The sequence below is a fragment of the Streptomyces sp. NPDC004284 genome (genome assembly GCF_042874035.1).
Lineage (GTDB): Bacteria > Actinomycetota > Actinomycetes > Streptomycetales > Streptomycetaceae > Streptomyces.
On sequence record NZ_JBIAMJ010000004.1, the window covers coordinates 174,014 to 190,542 of the forward strand.

A 16,529-nucleotide genomic window follows, 5' to 3' on the forward strand; every position below is an offset into this window, starting at 1 on the left:
GCGGCCCCGCGCCCGAGGGATCAGCAGCCGCGCTCCGGGCCGGGGTCGACCAGGGCGGACAGCAGACCTTCGAGCACCTCGCGCTGGTCGACGGTCAATGGAGCAAGGATGTCCTCTGCGGCGGCCCTGCGCGCGCTGCGCAGCTCGCGCAGCGTGGCGCGGCCGGCGTCGGTGAGCTCGATCCGCACCACCCGGCGGTTGTCGGGGTCGGGCACCCGGCGCACCCGGTCGCTCGCCTCCAGTCCGTCGACGAGACTGGTCACGGCCCTCGGGACGACCTCCAGGCGGGCCGCGAGGTCCGCCATCCGGGGCGGCTCCCCGAAGTGCGCGACCATGCGCAGCAGCCGGGACTGCGCGGGCGTGATGCCGACCGGCTCCAGGTGGTGCTTCTGGATGCGGTGCAGCCGCCGGGTGAGTCGCAGCAGCTGCTCGGCGAGGAGCCCGTCGGTGTCGGTCCTGGCCAGCGGGTCGGAGGTGCTCATACGGGAACAATATCAGGACCATGTTCATTGTGAGTATAGGTAACAGTGAGCTATGGTCTTCATCGACCGTCGAATCCTCCGAAGGAGCCCATGCGCCCCCACGACCAGTCCGACTGGACGCCCCCGCCCCGCGACCCCGGCCGCCCCGAGGAGCCCGCCCAGGTGCGGCGGATCCTGCGGCTCTTCCACCCCTACCGCGCGCGCCTCGCGCTCGTCGGCCTCCTGGTCGGCGCCGCCTCGCTCGTGTCGGTCGCCTCGCCGTTCCTCCTCCGGGAGATCCTGGACGTCGCGATCCCCCAGGGCCGCACCGGGCTGCTCAGCCTGCTCGCCCTCGGCATGATCGCCACCGCCGTCCTGACCAGCGTCTTCGGCGTGCTCCAGACCCTCATATCGACCACCGTCGGCCAGCGCGTCATGCACGACCTGCGCACCGGGGTCTACGAGCAGCTCCAGCGGATGCCGCTCGCCTTCTTCACGCGCACGCGTACGGGCGAGGTCCAGTCCCGCATCGCCAACGACATCGGCGGCATGCAGGCGACCGTGACCTCCACGGCCACCTCCCTCGTCTCCAACCTCACCGCCGTCGTCGCGACCGTCGTCGCCATGCTCGCCCTCGACTGGCGCCTCACCCTCGTCTCGCTGCTCCTGCTGCCGGTCTTCGTCTGGATCAGCCGGCGCGTCGGCCGCGAGCGCAAGAAGATCACCACCCAGCGCCAGAAGCAGATGGCCGCCATGGCCGCGACCGTCACCGAGTCCCTCTCGGTCAGCGGCATCCTGCTCGGCCGCACCATGGGCCGCGCCGACTCGCTGACCAGGTCCTTCGCCGAGGAGTCCGAGCGCCTCGTCGACCTCGAAGTGCGCTCCTCCATGGCCGGGCGGTGGCGGATGTCCACCATCGGCATCGTCATGGCCGCCATGCCCGCCCTGATCTACTGGGCCGCCGGCGTCGCCCTCGGCTCGGGCGGCCCGCAGATCTCGCTCGGCACGCTCGTCGCCTTCGTCTCCCTCCAGCAGGGCCTCTTCCGGCCCGCCGTCAGCCTGCTCTCCACCGGCGTGCAGGTGCAGACCTCCCTCGCGCTCTTCCAGCGCATCTTCGAGTACCTCGACCTGCCCGTCGACATCACCGAACCCGACGAGCCGGTCCGGCTGCCGGAGATCCGCGGCGAGGTCTCCTTCGAGAAGGTCGAGTTCCACTACGACCCCGAGGGGCAGAGCCGCCCGACCCTGGACGGCATCGACCTGACGGTCCCCGCCGGCGGCAGCCTGGCCGTCGTCGGCCCCACCGGCTCCGGCAAGTCCACCCTCAGCTATCTGGTGCCCCGGCTGTACGACGTCACCGGCGGCCGCGTCACCCTCGACGGGGTCGACGTGCGCGACCTGGACTTCGACACCCTCGCCCGCGCGGTCGGCGTCGTCTCCCAGGAGACGTACCTCTTCCACGCCTCCGTCGCCGACAACCTCCGCTTCGCCAAGCCGGACGCCACCGACGAGGAGATCGAGGCCGCCGCCCGCGCCGCCCAGATCCACGAGCACATCGCCTCGCTCCCCGAGGGGTACGACACCCTCGTCGGCGAGCGCGGCTACCGCTTCTCGGGCGGCGAGAAGCAGCGCCTCGCCATCGCCCGCACCATCCTGCGCGATCCGCCGGTCCTGATCCTCGACGAGGCGACCAGCGCCCTCGACACCCGGACCGAGCACGCGGTGCAGCGCGCCATCGACGCCCTGTCGGCCGGCCGCACCACCATCACCATCGCCCACCGTCTCTCCACCGTCCGCGACGCCGACCAGATCGTCGTCCTGGAGGCGGGCCGCATAGCGGAGCGCGGGACCCACGAGGAGCTCCTCGCCCAGGGCGGGCGGTACGCGGCGCTGGTCCGCCGGGACGCCCGTACCGAACAGGCGAACGTGGGAGCGGTTGTTCCCCAGAACGTGTGATCGTGCCGGGATTCGTTGCTCAACTCCTTTGGGCCATCGGATGATTACGGAGTGCGAGCGACGGGCTGCAGACCGCGACCGCACACGTCCCACTGATGTACCTGTATGAGGAGAAGCACCACCATGAACGTCATCACCAACCTGCTCGCCGGCGTCTTCCACTTCCTGGGCTGGCTCATCTGACGCTCGCAGCAGCCGGCGCCGTCGGTCCCCCGTCCCCGGGGGCCGGCGGCGCCGCCGTGTGTGCGGGGGCGGGGCGGCTCAGGCGGTCGGTGCGGTCACCGGTTCACGGCTCAGGAGGCGGCGGATGTCGGAGACGGCCGCGCGGCCGGCGCGGTTGGCGCCGATCGTCGAGGCCGAGGGGCCGTAGCCGACGAGGTGGACGCGCTCGTCCCGCACCGCGCGCGTGCCCTCGACCTGGATGCCGCCGCCCGGCTCCCGCAGCCGCAGCGGCGCCAGATGGTCGATCGCCGCCCGGAAACCGGTCGCCCACAGGATGACGTCCACGTCGACGGTCCGGCCGTCGTCCCAGGCCACCCCGGTCGGGGTGATCCGGTCGAACATCGGCAGCCGGTCCAGGATCCCGCGCGCGCGGGCCGCGCGGATCGCGTCGTTGAGGGGAAGCCCGGTGACCGAGACGACGCTCTGCGGCGGCAGCCCGCGCCGTACCCGCTCCTCGACCAGGGCGACGGCGGCCCGTCCCTCGGCCTCCCCGAAGGAGCCCTCGCGGTAGACGGGCTCGCGCCGGGTCACCCAGGTCGTCCCCGCGGCGGCCTCGGCGATCTCCATGAGGTGCTGGGTGCCGGAGGCCCCGCCGCCCACGACCAGCACCCGCTTTCCGGCGAACGCCTCGGGGCCCGGGTACTGGGCGGTGTGCAGCTGGCGGCCCCGGAAGGTCTCCTGCCCCGGGTAGCGCGGCCAGAACGGACGGTCCCAGGTGCCGGTCGCGTTGATCAGGGCCCGTGTCGCGTACACGCCCTCCGAGGTCTCGACCCGGAGCCGGCCGCCCTCGCCCTCCCGGACGGCCGTGACGTCGACGGGCCGGTGGACCCGCAGGTCGAAGGTCCGCTCGTACGTGTCGAAGTACGCGCCGATCACCTCCGAGGAGGGGCGCGCGGGATCGGCTCCGGTCAGCTCCATGCCGGGCAGCGCGTGCATCCCGTGGACCTTGCCGTACGTGAGCGACGGCCAGCGGAACTGCCAGGCGCCGCCCGGATTCGGGGCGTGGTCCAGGACGACGAAGTCCCGGTCCGGCTCCAGGCCGGTGCGCCGCAGATGGAAGGCGGCCGAGAGCCCCGCCTGTCCGGCGCCGATGACGACGACGTCGACCGCCCTGACCTCTTCGAACCCGAAATCGTTCACGCTTCCACCAACCGGGGCGGGGGTGCGGTTCTTCCCGTGCCCCCCGGCGGTTCTTCCCGTGCCCGCCGCCCGTCCGGGGCGAGCGGCCCTCGCGGGGCGGACTCAGGACGCGTCGGGCGCGGTGTCGCCGGAGGGCGGGACCGGCCTTCTCCTGCGGTACGCCACCACCCCGCACACCGCGAGGAGGAGGACGGCCACGGCGGACACCCCGAGGGCCGTCCGTCCGGCGAAGAGCCTGCCCAGCACTTCGAGCGCGCCGAGCCCCGCGGTCGCGTAGAGCAGCGCCCAGGCCGCTCCGCCGATGAACAGGGCGGGGAGGTAGCGCGGCAGCGGCATGCGCATGCTGCCCGCGAGGAAGTTGGCGGCGGTCTGGAAACCGACGGTCAGGAAGGAGACGGCCACCACCGGCGCGCCCCACCGCTGGATCGCCCGCTCGACGCGCCGGAACTTCGCCGAGGAGATCCGCCCGGCGAACCTGCTGCGCCGGGCGCCGGCGCCGGCGAGCCACCCGACGGCGAACGTCCCTCCGGCGCGCAGCAGGACGATGACGTACAGGGCTCCGGCCGTGAGTACGATCTCCATGCCGGGAAAGGTTAGCCTAACCGAACCTTGCGCGGTCGTCCGGCTGTCGGGCGGCACGATCGCGCAGGGTTCGGATGGCCCGGGGGTGCCCGGCGCGGGGCGACCTCCTACCGCCCGCCCGGTACCAGCAGCGGCGCGCCGCCCGGGGCCGAGGCCGGGCGGCCGTTCGCCGCGGGGACGCCGAGCAGAGGGGAGGCCGGGGGCGACGGCAGCAGACCGCGCGCCGCCAGCTCCGGCGTCACGCCCTCGCCGAACCAGTACGCCTCCTCCAGGTGCGGGTAGCCGGACAGGACGAAGTGCTCCACGCCCAGGTCGTGGTACTCCTCGATCCGGTCCGCGACGTCCGCGTGGCTGCCCACCAGCGCGGTGCCGGCCCCGCCCCGTACCAGACCGACGCCCGCCCACAGGTTCGGCGAGATCTCCAGGCGGTCGCGGTCGAGGGAGCCGCCCCGGTGCAGCGCCAGCATCCGCTGCTGGCCCACCGACTCGCTCCGCCCGAGGAGCTCCTGCGCCGCCGCGACGGTCTCCTCGTCGAGATCGGAGAGCAGCCGGTCGGCCGTCGCCCAGGCCTCGCGCGCCGAGTCCCGCGAGATCGTGTGCAGTCGGATCCCGAAGCGGACCGTCCGGCCGCGCTCCTCCGCGAGCCGCCGGATCCAGTCGATCTTCTCCTTCACCTGCCAGGGCGGCTCGCCCCAGGTCAGGTACACGTCCGCGTGCTCCGCCGCGACCGGGCCCGCGGCCGCGGACGAGCCGCCGAAGAAGATCTCGGGCAGCGGGTCCGGCGGCAGCGCGGTCAGCCCGCCCTCGATCCGGAAGTGCTCGCCCTCGAAGTCGTACGGCCGCCCGCCCCAGGCGCCCCGCACCACCGAGAGGAACTCGGCCGTCCGCGCGTACCGCCGGTCGTGGTCGAGGTGGTCGCCGAAGCGGCGCTGCTCGGCCGAGTCGCCGCCGGTCACGACGTTGAGCAGGAGCCGGCCCCGGGTGATCCGCTGGTACGTCGACGCCATCTGGGCCGCGAGCACCGGCGAGATCACCCCCGGCCGGAACGCCACCAGGAACTTGAGGCGTTCGGTGTGCTGGGACAGCGCGACCGTCGTCAGCCAGGCGTCCTCGCACCACGTGCCGGTCGGGGTCAGCACGGCCTCGAAGCCCAGCTGCTCGGCCGCCTTGGCGATCTGGATCAGATAGTCGATGTCGGGGGCGCGGACCCCGGACACGGTCCGGTCCCGGGTGATCCCGCCGTCCGTGTAGGCGTGCCGGTCGACGAGGGTCCGGCCGTCGCCGCCGGTCGGCAGGAACCAGTGCAGATGGACGGTCATCAGGAGGCCTTTCCGTAGCTGCGCGCCGGGGTGGTGGACGGCGGCAGGTCCTTGTTGAAGCGGGTGTCGACGTAGTCGGCGAAGCGGAACGTGCGGGGGATGAGCTTCAGTCCGGCGAAGGTGTCGGCGAGCTGCTGCTCGGAGGCGATCGCCGCGTCGTCGAGGGCGACGGGGACGCGGGTGCCGTTGCTGCGCTTCACGGCGGCCAGCGCCACCTCGTACGGCAGCCCGGTCTCCTTCGCCCAGACCTTCGCCCACTCCTCGGGGTGGCCGAACACCCAGCCCTGGGCGCGGCGGAGGCGTTCGACGAAGTCGCCGATCGCCTTCGCCTTCTCCTTGTCGGCCAGGGCCGAGGGCGCGGCGACCTGGAAGCCGAGGCCGTTGACGAGGCCGCGCCCGTCGGTCAGCACCCGGCCCTTGCCGCTCAGCAGGACCTGCGAGGTGTACGGGTCCCAGACCGCCCAGGCGTCGACCTTGCCGCTCGTGAACGCGGCCAGGGCGTCGGCCGGCTGCAGCAGGCTGACCCGGACGTCGTCCAGGGTCAGGCCGGCCTTCCGGAGCGAGGCGATCAGCTGGAAGTGGGCGGAGCTGCCCTGGGCGACGGCGACCCTCTTCCCCTTGAGGTCCCGCGCGGTGCGCAGCGGCGAGTCCTTCGGGACGAGGATCGCCTCGCCCGCGGAGTCGCCGTGCGTCGCGGCGACCACGGTGATCTTCGAGCCGGCACCGGCGGCGAAGACGGGTGGGGTGTTGCCGACGGAGCCGAAGTCGACGGCCTTGGCGTTGATCGCTTCGAGCAGCGGCGGTCCGGAGGTGAAGGTCGACCACTTCACCCGGTACGGGAGGTCGTCGAGCTCGCCGGCGGCGCGCAGCAGGGCCTCGGAACCGCCCTTCTGGTCGCCGACGTTCAGGACCAGGGAGCCCCTGCCGTCGGAGTGCGAGGTGCCGTCGGAGGCGGCGGAGGCGCCGGAGCAGGCGGAGGCGAGCAGGGCGAGCGGCACGAGCAGCGCCGCGGCGGCGGACAGGCGGAAGGACTTCATCGTCGTCTCCTCGGAGGGCTCGGTCAGGCCGTGGTGGTGTCGGCGAACTCGCCGTCGTTGACGCCGAGTTCGGCGAGCAGGCGGCCGCGGAGCGCGGCCAGTGCCGGATCGCCGGGGGAGCGGGGGCGGTCGAGGTCGACGGCGGTGTCGTACGCGATCACGCCGTCCCGCATCACCAGCGCCCGGTCCGCGAGCAGCAGCGCCTCGTCGACGTCGTGCGTGACGAGCAGGACCGTGCAGCCGCGCCGCCGCCACAGCTCGGCCACCAGCCGCTGGGCCTTGATCCGGGTCAGCGCGTCGAGCGCGCCGAACGGCTCGTCGAGCAGCAGCAGATCCGGATCCCGTACCAACGCCCGGGCGAGCGAGGCGCGTTGGGCCTCGCCGCCCGACAGGGTCTTCGGCCACGCCCCCGAGCGGTGGCCGAGCCCCACCTCCGCGAGCGCCCGCTCCGCCACCGCCCGGTCCGGCTTCCCCGGCAGCCCGAGCAGCACGTTCCGCCAGACCTTCTTCCAGGGCATGAGGCGCGGCGCCTGGAAGGCGACCGCGCGGCGGCGCGGCACCAGGACCGTGCCGGAGACCTCCCGGTCGAGCCCCGCGAGGATCCGCAGGAGCGTCGACTTGCCGCAGCCGCTGTGCCCGAGGAGGGCGGTGAACTGCCCGGCGCGCAGGGTCAGATCGAGACCGTCGACGACGGGACGCCCGTCGAAGGAGCGGGTGAGACCCTGGACGGTCACTGCCCCGTGAAGGTCGGTCGCCATTGCAGCAGCAGCCTTTCGAGAGTGCGGACGAGGGCGTCGGCGAGCAGGCCGAGGAAGGCGTAGACGACCAGGCAGACGACGATCACGTCCGTGCGGAAGAACTCCCGCGCCTGGTTCATGAGGAAGCCGATCCCGGCGTCGGCGTTGATCGACTCGCCGAAGACCAGGGCGAGCCAGGCCGTGGCCAGGGAGTACCGGAGGCCGGTCATCGCCCCGGGCAGCGCGCCCGGCAGGACGACGTGCCGGACCAGCCCCCAGCGGCCGAGCCCCAGGGACTCGCCCGCCTCGACGAGCCCCGCGTCGACGCCCCGGATCCCGGCGTACACGTTCAGATAGAGGTGGAAGGCGACGCCGAGCGCGATCAGCGCCACCTTGGGCGCCTCCCCGATGCCCAGCCAGATGATGAACAGCGGGATCAGCCCGACCCACGGCACCGTCCGCAGCATCTGCACGGGAGCGTCGACGAGGTCCTCGCCGAGCCGCGAGAGCCCGGAGACCAGGGCGAGCGCGATCCCCGCCACCCCGCCGATCAGCAGCCCCACGGCGACCCGCCGCAGCGACACCCCCATCGCGGTCGGCAGCGTCCCGTCCCCGGCCAGTTCGCCGGCGGCCCGGGCGATGGTCCCCGGCGAGGCCAGCACGTCCGCCGGCAGCACCCCCGCCGCGCTGCTCGCCTGCCAGAGCGCGAGCAGCAGCACCGGGCCCGCGGCCCGGCGCAGCCAGCGCGGAACGGACGGGCCGCGACCCGGTCCCCGGGCGGGAGTCAGGGACTCGACGTCCGGCAAAGGAGATATGTCGGGCGGGGAGTGGTGCGGGGGTGGGGCATGGTCGACCGTCATGACGGACTCCGGGGGAGAGGGAGGCGAAGGTACGCGTCAGCGGCCGTGGGCGCGGAGCGGACACACGCGCACGGCGATCAGGACGTCAGGGGTACGAGGAAGGCGAAGGGGCGTCAGCAGCCGCGGCGACACGCGGCGGAGGCCACCCGCAGCAGGTCGATGTGACCGCGCGTGGTGAGCAGGGCTGTACGCAACATGGCGCGAAGGTAGCGGCCGCCACGCGCCGGGTCAACGGTGTCTCGGACGATGGACGCGCGGTCCGGCGAGCCGGGCCCCATTGCGTGGTCCGGCGCGGCGGCCCTCACCGTGCGGTCCGGCGCGGCGGGCCTCACCGTGCGGTCCGGCGCGGCGGGCCCCGCCCGGACCTCCGGTACGTCTCCGCCGGCCTCGCGGCCGGGGCCGGAGCCCTCACGGTGCTCCGGCTCCCTGCGGGGCGCGCCGGACGCCGCCGCCTAAGCTGCCGTACGGCACAGGTCCCGACCCAGGAGCGCATCCCATGAACGACCGCGACCGGCAGCATCCGTACCCCGACGCGTTCCGGGCGGACGAGGCACCCGCGCCGCACGCGCTGCTCGGGCCGGTGACCGGGCTGCTGGGGACCTGGGTGGGACGCGGGAGGGGCGGCTATCCCTCGCTCGCCGAGGAGTTCGCGTACGAGCAGGAGGTCACCTTCAGCCACGACGGGCGCCCCTTCCTGCACTACGAGGCGCGGGCCTGGCTGATCGACGAGGACGGCACCCCGCTGCGGCCGTCCGCCCGGGAGAGCGGCTGGTGGCGGCTCCAGCCCGAGGGGCGGGTCGAGGCGCTGATCACCCAGCCCACCGGCATCGCGGAGATCGCCGTCGGCCACGCGGACGGCACCGCCGTCGACCTCGCGACCCACGAGGTCGCGCTCGCCCCCACCGCCAAGCAGGTCGACGCGACCCGCCGCCGCTACACCCTCGTCGGCGAGGACACCCTCGACTTCGTCCACGACCTCGCCGCCGTCGGCCGCCCGCTCCAGCACCACCTCGCGGTACGGCTCCACCGCGCCGACCGGAGCTGACCGCCCGGCACAATACGGGGGTGAACGATGACGACCCGTACCTGTGGCTGGAAGACATCTCCGGCGAGGACGCCCTCGCGTGGGTGGCCGAGCGGAACGCCGAGACGGCGGACGCCCTGGCCGCCGACGCCGGGTTCGCCCCGCTGAAGGCGCGCGTGCGGGAGGTGCTCGACGCCTCCGACCGCATCCCCTACACCGCGCGCCGCGGCGCGTACCTGTACAACTTCTGGCGCGACGCCGAGCACGTGCGCGGGGTGTGGCGGCGCACGACCCTGGAGCAGTACCGCAAGGACGCGCCCGCGTGGGAGGTGCTCCTCGACGTCGACGCGCTGGCCGCCGCCGAGGGCGAGAAGTGGGTGTGGGACGGGGCACGGGTGCGCCGTCCCGCGTACGACCGGGCCCTGGTGCGCCTGTCGCGGGACGGCGGCGACGCCGTCGTGGTCCGCGAGTTCGACCTCGGGACGCGGGAGTTCGTCGCGGACGGCTTCCGGGTTCCGGAGGCGAAGACGCGGATCGGCTGGATCGACGACGACACCGTCTTCGTCGGCACGGACACCGGGCCGGGCTCGCTGACCGAATCCGGTTACCCGCGCACGGTCCGCCGCTGGCGGCGCGGCACGCCGATCGAGGAGTCCGAGCTCGTTTACGAGGCCGAGGACACGGACGTCTCGGCCTGGGGATACCGCGACGACACCCCCGGCTTCGAGCGGGACTTCGTCGGGCGCTCGCTGGACTTCTTCCGCAGCGAGACGCACCTCCTGAAGCCCGACGGCACGACCGTACGCGTCGACGTCCCCGAGGACGCCGTCGTCGACGTCCACCGCCGGCACCTGCTCGTCACCCTGAAGTCCGAGTGGCTCGGGCAGCCCACCGGCTCCCTCCTCGCCTTCGGCTTCGACGCCTTCCTCGCGGGCGACCGCACCCACGAGGTGCTGTTCACCCCGGACGCCCGGACGGCCCTCGCCGGGCACTCCTGGACCCGCCACCACCTGGTCCTGGAGACGATGCGGGACGTCAGCGCCCGCATCGAGGTCCTCACCCCGGGCGGCGACGGCGCCGGCTGGACGCGCACCCCGCTCGTCGGCGTCCCGGCGCTCTCCGCCGTCGGCGTCGTGGACACGGACCCGGACGTCTCCGACGAGTACTTCCTCGACGTGTCGGGCTTCCTCCAGCCCTCCAGCCTCCACCGCGGGCACATCGGCGGCGACACGGAGGTCCTCAAGCAGGCCCCCGACCGCTTCGACACCGCCGGACTCGCGGTCGAGCAGTACTTCGCGACCTCCGCCGACGGCACCCGCGTGCCGTACTTCGTCATCGGCCCCGACCACGCCGCCACCGGCCCCGGCCCCACCCTGCTCTACGGCTACGGCGGCTTCGAGGTCTCCCTCACCCCCTACTACGGCGCCGTCACCGGCCGGGCGTGGCTGGAGGGCGGCGGCACGTACGTCATCGCGAACATCCGGGGCGGCGGCGAGTACGGACCGGACTGGCACCAGGCCGCGCTCGGCGCGGACCGGCCGCGGGCCTTCGAGGACTTCGCGGCCGTCGCCCGGGACCTCGTCGCACGCGGCATCACCACCCCGGCGCAGCTGGGCGCGTCGGGCGGCAGCAACGGCGGACTGCTCATGGGCGCGATGCTCACCCGCCACCCCGAGCTGTTCGGCGCGATCGTCGCGCAGGTCCCGCTGCTCGACATGACCCGCTTCCACAAGCTCCTCGCGGGCGCCTCCTGGATCGCCGAGTACGGAGACCCGGACGACCCGGCCGACCTCGCCCACCTGCGCGAACTCTCCCCGTACCACCGCCTCGCGGCCGACCGGACCTACCCGCCGGTGCTCCTGATGACCTCCACCCGCGACGACCGCGTCCACCCCGGCCACGCCCGCAAGGCGGCGGCGCGGCTGCGGGAACTCGGCCATCCGGTGCTCTTCCACGAGAACACCGGCGGCGGGCACGCGGGCGCCGGGGACAACGAACAGGCCGCCCACAACAGTGCCCTCGTGCACACCTTCCTGCGGAAGCACCTGGCCTGAGCAGGCCTTCTACAACCAGCCATGGCGCTGCGCCTGCAGCGCCATCTGGAAGCGGCTCGTGGCGCCGAGCCGGGCCATGAGGACCTGGATCCGGCGGAAGAGCGTCCGGCGGCTGACCCCGATCTCCCGGGCGATGACGTCGTCGCTCGCGCCGCCCGCGAGCAGCCAGAGCAGCCGGCGGTCGGCGGGCAGCAGCCCGGCGGGCAGCACGCCCGCCGGGCGGGTCGTGCGGCCGTGGAACGGCAGGGCGGTCCGCCAGGTCTGCTCGAACAGGGCGATGAGCGCGGAGAGCAGCCCGCACGGCTGCACGACCAGCATCGTGTTGTGCACGTCGGCCTCGCTGATCGACAGCGACACGAGCGCGTACGCGTCGTCGATGATCAGGAGCTTGACGGGGAGCGACGGCAGCACCCTGGCCTGCTCGCCGGCCTCGACGCACGGCTCGATGACCGTCCGCATCGTGTCGGGGTGCTCCAACGAGGCCTGCGTGTAGATGACGCGCTGCGTCACCCCCCGGGCGAGCGTGGCCAGCGCGTCCTCGGTGGCGCCCGCGATGGGGGTGTACGGGGGCGATTCGAACTGCCGGATCTGCGCGCGGGCACTGGCCCAGGCCTGCCGGCTCCGGGGGCCGATGGCGTCGCCGGTGACGACCTCCACGAGATCGTCGTTGTACGCGGCGAGCCGCTGCCGCCGGAACGACTCGAACGCGCCGCCGACGGTGATCCGCGACTCGTCGAGCTCGGCCGCCCGGTGCCGCCCCAGGATCTCCAGGCCCGCGGCGGGAGGCACCGGCGCCACCAGGTCCGGGCCCTGCGCCGCCGGGCTCGCCAGGCCCGCGTCGACCAGTTCCCCGTACGCCGCCGACAGCTCCGCACCGTCGAGACCGGCCGCGGAACCGATGGCGTCGAGCGGCGCGGGGCCGAGGTCCAGGAGCCGGACGTAGACCCGGCGGGCCTCCTCGCCGATCCCCAGAAGCCGGAGCGCCTCACTGAGCTTCGCGTTCGCCATGGACCGCATTATCGACCCGCCCGGGCCACCCCCGCCGCCCGGGCGTGGCCGATCCGTGCCACTGTCCGATCCGGGCACCCACCGGGCCCGCGCGGGAGTACCGTCCCGGGTGCCGCCGACGACCGGCGGCCGAGAACGCAACCCGGAAGAAGGTGCAGGACGTGGCGAAGGGTCGCAAGAACGGCCTCTACAACGGCGTCTCCGAGGAGCTCTCCGCCCTGATGAGGACGGGGTGGGCGGACACCGAGCGGCACGGCCTCGAACCGGCCGAGCAGGCCCCGTACGCGGCCGGCCGCCGCGCCGCGCTCTCCGCGCTGTTCCCCGGCGAGCGCCTGGTCGTCCCCTCGGGCAACCTCAAGACCCGCTCCAACGACGACACCTACCCGTTCCGCCCGTACTCCGGCTATGTGCACATGACCGGCGACCAGGCCCGCGACTGCGCGCTCGTCCTCGAACCGCGCGCCGACGGCGGCCACGACGCCTACTGCTACCAGCTGCCCCGCGACAGCCGCGACAACGACGAGTTCTGGATCGGCTACACGGCCGAGCTGTGGATGGGCCGCCGCCGCTCCCTCGCCGAGGCCGAGACCGTCCTCGGGATGGCCTGCCGCGACGTCCGCGGGCTCACCGAGGACCTCGCCGCCGGCGGCGACGTGCCGACCCGGATCGTCCGCGGGGTCGACCCGGCCCTCGAAGCGGCCGTCACCACCGACGAGGAGCGCGACGCCGAGCTGGAGGGGGCGCTCAGCGACCTCCGCCTGGTCAAGGACGCGTGGGAGATCGGCGAGATGCGCAAGGCGGTGGACTCCACCGTGCGCGGCTTCACCGACTGCGTCGCCGAGCTCTCCCGGGCGGTCGCCTCGTCCGAGCGGTGGATCGAGGGCACCTTCTTCCGCCGGGCCCGCCTGGAGGGCAACCACGTCGGCTACGGCTCGATCTGCGCCGCCGGCGACCACGCCACGATCATGCACTGGACGCAGAACGACGGCCCGGTCGTCCCCGGCGAGCTGCTCCTCCTCGACGCCGGTGTGGAGACGCACTCCCTCTACACCGCCGACGTCACCCGCACCCTCCCCATCAGCGGCACCTTCACCCCGGTCCAGCGCCAGGTGTACGACGCGGTGTACGAGGCCCAGGAGGCGGGCTTCGCCGCCGTGAAGCCGGGCGCCCCGTACCGCGCCTTCCACGAGGCCTCCCAGCGGCACCTGGCCGCGCGCCTCGTCGAGTGGGGCTTCATCGAGGGCCCCGTCGACCGCGCCTACGAGCTCGGGCTCCAGCGCCGCTTCACCATGGCCGGCACCGGCCACATGCTCGGCCTGGACGTCCACGACTGCGCGCAGGCCCGCACGGAGGAGTACGTCGACGGCGTCCTCGAACCGGGCATGGTGCTCACGGTCGAGCCCGGCCTGTACTTCCAGCCGGACGACCTGACCGTGCCCGAGGAGTGGCGCGGCATCGGCGTCCGGATCGAGGACGACCTGGTCGTCACCGAGGAGGGCAACGAGAACCTGTCGGCCGGTCTGCCGCGCTCCTCGGACGAGGTCGAGGCGTGGATGGCGCGGTTCGCCGGCTGAGGCCCCGCCGCACCCCGCGAGGGGCCGTCCGCGTGAATCGGCGCGGGCGGCCCCTCGTGTCGTCCCGGGGGTCCGCCCCCCGCCCCGCCGGGCGGGGAGGGTGGGACCGACGGACCGGAGGACGGCGGCAGGGGGATCCGTGGGCGGGGGACGCGCGACCGTGCGGAGCCTCGGGCTGCTCGCCCTGCCCCTCCTGGGGCCGGCGCTCGCGGGACCCGGCGCCGTCGAGCCGGGACCGCCGGCCCGGTGCGAGGTGTCCGTGCCGTACGCCGCGGGTGCCGGCGGCTACGCGAGCCACCGCATCCCGGCCGCCGTGCGGACCCGCGCCGGGACCGTGCTCGCCTTCGCCGAGGGCCGGGTCGGCGGGGCCGGGGACAGCGGCGACATCGACATCGTGGTGCGGCGGTCGGAGGACGGCGGCTGCACCTGGGGGCCCTCGCTCGTCGTCGCCGACGGCGACGACGACACGCGCGGCAACCCCGCACCGGTCGTCGACCCGCGCTCCGGCGACGTCGTGCTGCTCAGCTCGTACAACGGCGCGGAGGCGACGGAGCGGCGGATCCTGCGCGGCGAGGTCCCCGCCGCACGCGGCCGCCGGGTGTTCGTCCAGCGCAGCTCCGACGACGGGCGGACGTTCTCCGCGCCGCGCGAGATCACCGCGCGCGTGAAGAAGCCCGGATGGCGCTGGTACGCCACCGGACCGGGCCACGCCCTCGCCCTGACGCGCGGTCCGCACGCGGGCCGGCTCGTCGTGCCCGCCAACCACTCGGCGGCGCCGCCCGAGGGGTCCGCGGACACCGGCGAGGAGCCCCGCCACTACGGGGCGCACGCCCTCTGCAGCGACGACGGCGGCCGGACCTGGTCCCTCGGCCTGGTGGACGACACCTACGACGGGTTCATCGACACGAGCGAGTCGACCGTGGCCCAACTTCCCGACGGACGCCTGTACTTCAACTCCCGCGACCAGCTGGGGACGAGCCCCGGCAACCGCGCGGACGCCTTCTCCGGCGACGGCGGAGCGAGCCTCGACCGCCCCTTCGCGCCCCAGCGCACCCTGGACCGCGTGCCCGTCGTGCAGGGCAGCCTGCTGTACGTGGGCGGCCGTGACGGGACCCTGCTGTTCTCGGCCCCCTCGGTGCCGGACGCCCGCGCGGAGCAGGCCGTCTGGACCAGCGGGGACGACGGGGAGACCTTCACGAAGGCCCTGACGGTGGACCGGCGGAAGGCCGCCTACTCGGACCTGGTGCCGCTGGACGCGGCGACGGTCGGCCTCCTGTACGAGACGGGGGTGCGGAGCCCGTACGAGACGGTGGAGTTCCGCCGCATCCCGCTGACGGCACTCACCGGGCACGCGTCCGACTCGCGCACGCCTGAATGAGGGAAAAGCGATCGAATGTTCGCCGATTCAGGTGAGAGCGGCCGAGGTGAAACGTCCCTCCCCGCAGCGGGGCGGCCACGCTCGACGTGACACATGGAGCCACCCTGTGGAGCGTCCGATGCAGCTGATCCCCCGTCACGACCCGTACCTCGACGTCCGCTCGACCGGCGACCGCACGGTCGCCGCCCTCCGGGGCGAGCTCGACCTCGTCCTGGTGCGGCACCTGCGGCCCGAGCTCGACGCCCTCGTGCGGGAGTCCGACGACCTGACCGTCGACATCCGGCGCCTCACCTTCTGCGACGCCACCGGGCTCGGACTCCTCGCCCACTGCGCCGGGCGCATGCACCGGCGCGCTGCGCGCTGGCGGCTGATCTGCGACCAGCCGTCGATCCTGCGGCTCATCCGGCTGGCCGCGCTCGGCGAGCTCCTCCGCCCCGAGTGCGGACCACCGGACCTCCTCGATCAGCCGGACCCGGGCGCGCTGCTTCCGCTCCCGTCCGAGCCGGGGGTGACGAGACCCGTCTCATAGGCGGCGATCACCGCCTGCGCCCGGTCGCGCAGCCGGAGCTTCTGGAGGATGCGGGCGACGTGCGTCTTCACCGTCGCCTCGCTCAGCCCGAACCGCGCGGCCAGTTCGGCGTTGGTGTGGCCGCGCGCCAGGGCCTCCAGGACCTCCAGCTCGCGCGGGGTGAGCGTGGCCAGCTCGCGGTGCGGCGCGACCGTCCGCGCCCCCGTTCCCGCACCGGGCGCGGCGAAGCGCTCCACCAGGCGGCGGGTGATCGCCGGGGCGAGCAGGGCGTCCCCGGAGCGCACGAGCCGGACCGCCGCCGTCAGGTGCTCGGGGGTGACGTCCTTGAGCAGGAAGCCGCTGGCGCCCGCCGCGAGCGCCGCGTACACGTACTGGTCGAGGTCGTAGGTGGTGAGGACGACGATCCTCGGCGGCGCCGCCGTCTCGTCGGCGAGGATGCGGCGCGTGGCCTCCAGGCCGTCCGTGCCCGGCATCCGGATGTCCATCAGGACCACGTCCGGCCGGGTCCGCCGGACCGCCGCCACCGCCGCGTCGCCGTCGGCGGCCTCCGCGACCACGTCGATGCCGTCGGCGGCGAGGATCATCCGGAAACCGGTCCGCACCAGCGCCTGATCGTCGACGATCACCACGCGCGGAGCATCGGCCACG

General features: G+C 74.0%; 15 protein-coding genes. 6 read left to right on the forward strand and 9 right to left on the reverse strand.

The features are described from left to right. Nucleotides 1-20: 20 nt before the first annotated feature. Nucleotides 21-482 (reverse strand): MarR family winged helix-turn-helix transcriptional regulator, encoded by a 462-nt coding sequence (locus tag ACFYUS_RS13135; RefSeq protein ID WP_388849668.1) that lies wholly within the window; start codon nt 480-482, stop codon nt 21-23. 90 nt (nt 483-572) lie between these two features. On the opposite strand from ACFYUS_RS13135, the gene ACFYUS_RS13140 reads away from it, so the two are divergent. Next, nucleotides 573-2,417, forward strand: coding sequence for an ABC transporter ATP-binding protein (locus tag ACFYUS_RS13140; RefSeq protein ID WP_388849671.1), 1,845 nt, complete (start codon nt 573-575; stop codon nt 2,415-2,417). A gap of 261 nt (nt 2,418-2,678) precedes the next feature. Here the strand turns inward: ACFYUS_RS13140 and ACFYUS_RS13145 are convergent, their stop codons facing one another. The 6 genes from ACFYUS_RS13145 to ACFYUS_RS13170 form a co-directional block, all read right to left on the reverse strand. Next, nucleotides 2,679-3,779, reverse strand: coding sequence for an NAD(P)-binding domain-containing protein (locus ACFYUS_RS13145; RefSeq protein WP_388849674.1), 1,101 nt, complete (start codon nt 3,777-3,779; stop codon nt 2,679-2,681). A 102-nt stretch (nt 3,780-3,881) separates the two neighbouring features. Beyond that, the gene (locus ACFYUS_RS13150; RefSeq protein ID WP_388849677.1) at nt 3,882-4,361 is read right to left on the reverse strand and encodes a DedA family protein; all 480 of its coding nucleotides are present in this window, start codon (nt 4,359-4,361) and stop codon (nt 3,882-3,884) included. Between the two features lie 107 nt (nt 4,362-4,468). Next, nucleotides 4,469-5,680 (reverse strand): LLM class flavin-dependent oxidoreductase, encoded by a 1,212-nt coding sequence (locus ACFYUS_RS13155; protein WP_388849680.1) that lies wholly within the window; start codon nt 5,678-5,680, stop codon nt 4,469-4,471. After that, complete coding sequence (locus tag ACFYUS_RS13160) at nt 5,680-6,717, reverse strand: ABC transporter substrate-binding protein (RefSeq protein ID WP_388849683.1); 1,038 nt, start codon at nt 6,715-6,717, stop codon at nt 5,680-5,682. The genes ACFYUS_RS13155 and ACFYUS_RS13160 overlap by 1 nt, the downstream gene beginning before the upstream one ends. Nucleotides 6,718-6,740: 23 nt before the next feature. Beyond that, on the reverse strand, nt 6,741-7,475 hold the full coding sequence (locus ACFYUS_RS13165) for an ABC transporter ATP-binding protein (protein WP_388849686.1): 735 nt from the start codon (nt 7,473-7,475) through the stop codon (nt 6,741-6,743). Then, complete coding sequence (locus ACFYUS_RS13170) at nt 7,448-8,314, reverse strand: ABC transporter permease (RefSeq protein WP_388849689.1); 867 nt, start codon at nt 8,312-8,314, stop codon at nt 7,448-7,450. The genes ACFYUS_RS13165 and ACFYUS_RS13170 overlap by 28 nt, the downstream gene beginning before the upstream one ends. Before the next feature lie 496 nt (nt 8,315-8,810). On the opposite strand from ACFYUS_RS13170, the gene ACFYUS_RS13175 reads away from it, so the two are divergent. Further along, a complete protein-coding gene (locus tag ACFYUS_RS13175; RefSeq protein WP_388849691.1) occupies nt 8,811-9,359 on the forward strand; it encodes an FABP family protein in 549 nt (182 codons plus the stop codon). A gap of 20 nt (nt 9,360-9,379) precedes the next feature. Continuing rightward, entirely contained in the window at nt 9,380-11,392 is a 2,013-nt protein-coding gene (locus ACFYUS_RS13180; RefSeq protein WP_388849695.1) for a prolyl oligopeptidase family protein, read from the forward strand. A gap of 9 nt (nt 11,393-11,401) precedes the next feature. Here ACFYUS_RS13180 and ACFYUS_RS13185 read toward each other — a convergent pair whose 3' ends face one another. After that, nucleotides 11,402-12,400 carry a LuxR family transcriptional regulator gene (locus tag ACFYUS_RS13185; protein ID WP_388849698.1) on the reverse strand — a complete coding sequence of 333 codons (999 nt, stop codon included), beginning with the start codon at nt 12,398-12,400 and terminating at the stop codon, nt 11,402-11,404. A gap of 161 nt (nt 12,401-12,561) precedes the next feature. Here ACFYUS_RS13185 and ACFYUS_RS13190 point away from each other — a divergent pair, with 161 nt between their 5' ends. From ACFYUS_RS13190 to ACFYUS_RS13200, 3 genes are all read left to right on the forward strand, one after another. Then, complete coding sequence (locus ACFYUS_RS13190) at nt 12,562-13,974, forward strand: aminopeptidase P family protein (protein ID WP_388849701.1); 1,413 nt, start codon at nt 12,562-12,564, stop codon at nt 13,972-13,974. 139 nt (nt 13,975-14,113) lie between these two features. Next, the gene (locus ACFYUS_RS13195) at nt 14,114-15,352 is read left to right on the forward strand and encodes an exo-alpha-sialidase (RefSeq protein ID WP_388849704.1); all 1,239 of its coding nucleotides are present in this window, start codon (nt 14,114-14,116) and stop codon (nt 15,350-15,352) included. Between the two features lie 118 nt (nt 15,353-15,470). Beyond that, nucleotides 15,471-15,881 carry an STAS domain-containing protein gene (locus ACFYUS_RS13200; protein WP_388849707.1) on the forward strand — a complete coding sequence of 137 codons (411 nt, stop codon included), beginning with the start codon at nt 15,471-15,473 and terminating at the stop codon, nt 15,879-15,881. Here ACFYUS_RS13200 and ACFYUS_RS13205 read toward each other — a convergent pair. Further along, nucleotides 15,815-16,528, reverse strand: a complete 714-nt coding sequence (locus ACFYUS_RS13205) for a response regulator (RefSeq protein WP_388850585.1) — start codon at nt 16,526-16,528, stop codon at nt 15,815-15,817. The two genes, ACFYUS_RS13200 and ACFYUS_RS13205, sit on opposite strands and share 67 nt — an antisense overlap. Nucleotide 16,529: the final 1 nt, after the last annotated feature.

Coding starts and splice junctions, on each gene's coding strand:
- ACFYUS_RS13170 (WP_388849689.1), bottom strand. CDS start 8,314: ATGACGGTCGACCATGCCCCACCCCCGCACCACTCCCCGCCCGACATA.
- ACFYUS_RS13160 (WP_388849683.1), bottom strand. CDS start 6,717: ATGAAGTCCTTCCGCCTGTCCGCCGCCGCGGCGCTGCTCGTGCCGCTC.
- ACFYUS_RS13150 (WP_388849677.1), bottom strand. CDS start 4,361: ATGGAGATCGTACTCACGGCCGGAGCCCTGTACGTCATCGTCCTGCTG.
- ACFYUS_RS13165 (WP_388849686.1), bottom strand. CDS start 7,475: ATGGCGACCGACCTTCACGGGGCAGTGACCGTCCAGGGTCTCACCCGC.
- ACFYUS_RS13135 (WP_388849668.1), bottom strand. CDS start 482: ATGAGCACCTCCGACCCGCTGGCCAGGACCGACACCGACGGGCTCCTC.
- ACFYUS_RS13140 (WP_388849671.1), top strand. CDS start 573: ATGCGCCCCCACGACCAGTCCGACTGGACGCCCCCGCCCCGCGACCCC.
- ACFYUS_RS13185 (WP_388849698.1), bottom strand. CDS start 12,400: ATGGCGAACGCGAAGCTCAGTGAGGCGCTCCGGCTTCTGGGGATCGGC.
- ACFYUS_RS13200 (WP_388849707.1), top strand. CDS start 15,471: ATGCAGCTGATCCCCCGTCACGACCCGTACCTCGACGTCCGCTCGACC.
- ACFYUS_RS13155 (WP_388849680.1), bottom strand. CDS start 5,680: ATGACCGTCCATCTGCACTGGTTCCTGCCGACCGGCGGCGACGGCCGG.
- ACFYUS_RS13175 (WP_388849691.1), top strand. CDS start 8,811: ATGAACGACCGCGACCGGCAGCATCCGTACCCCGACGCGTTCCGGGCG.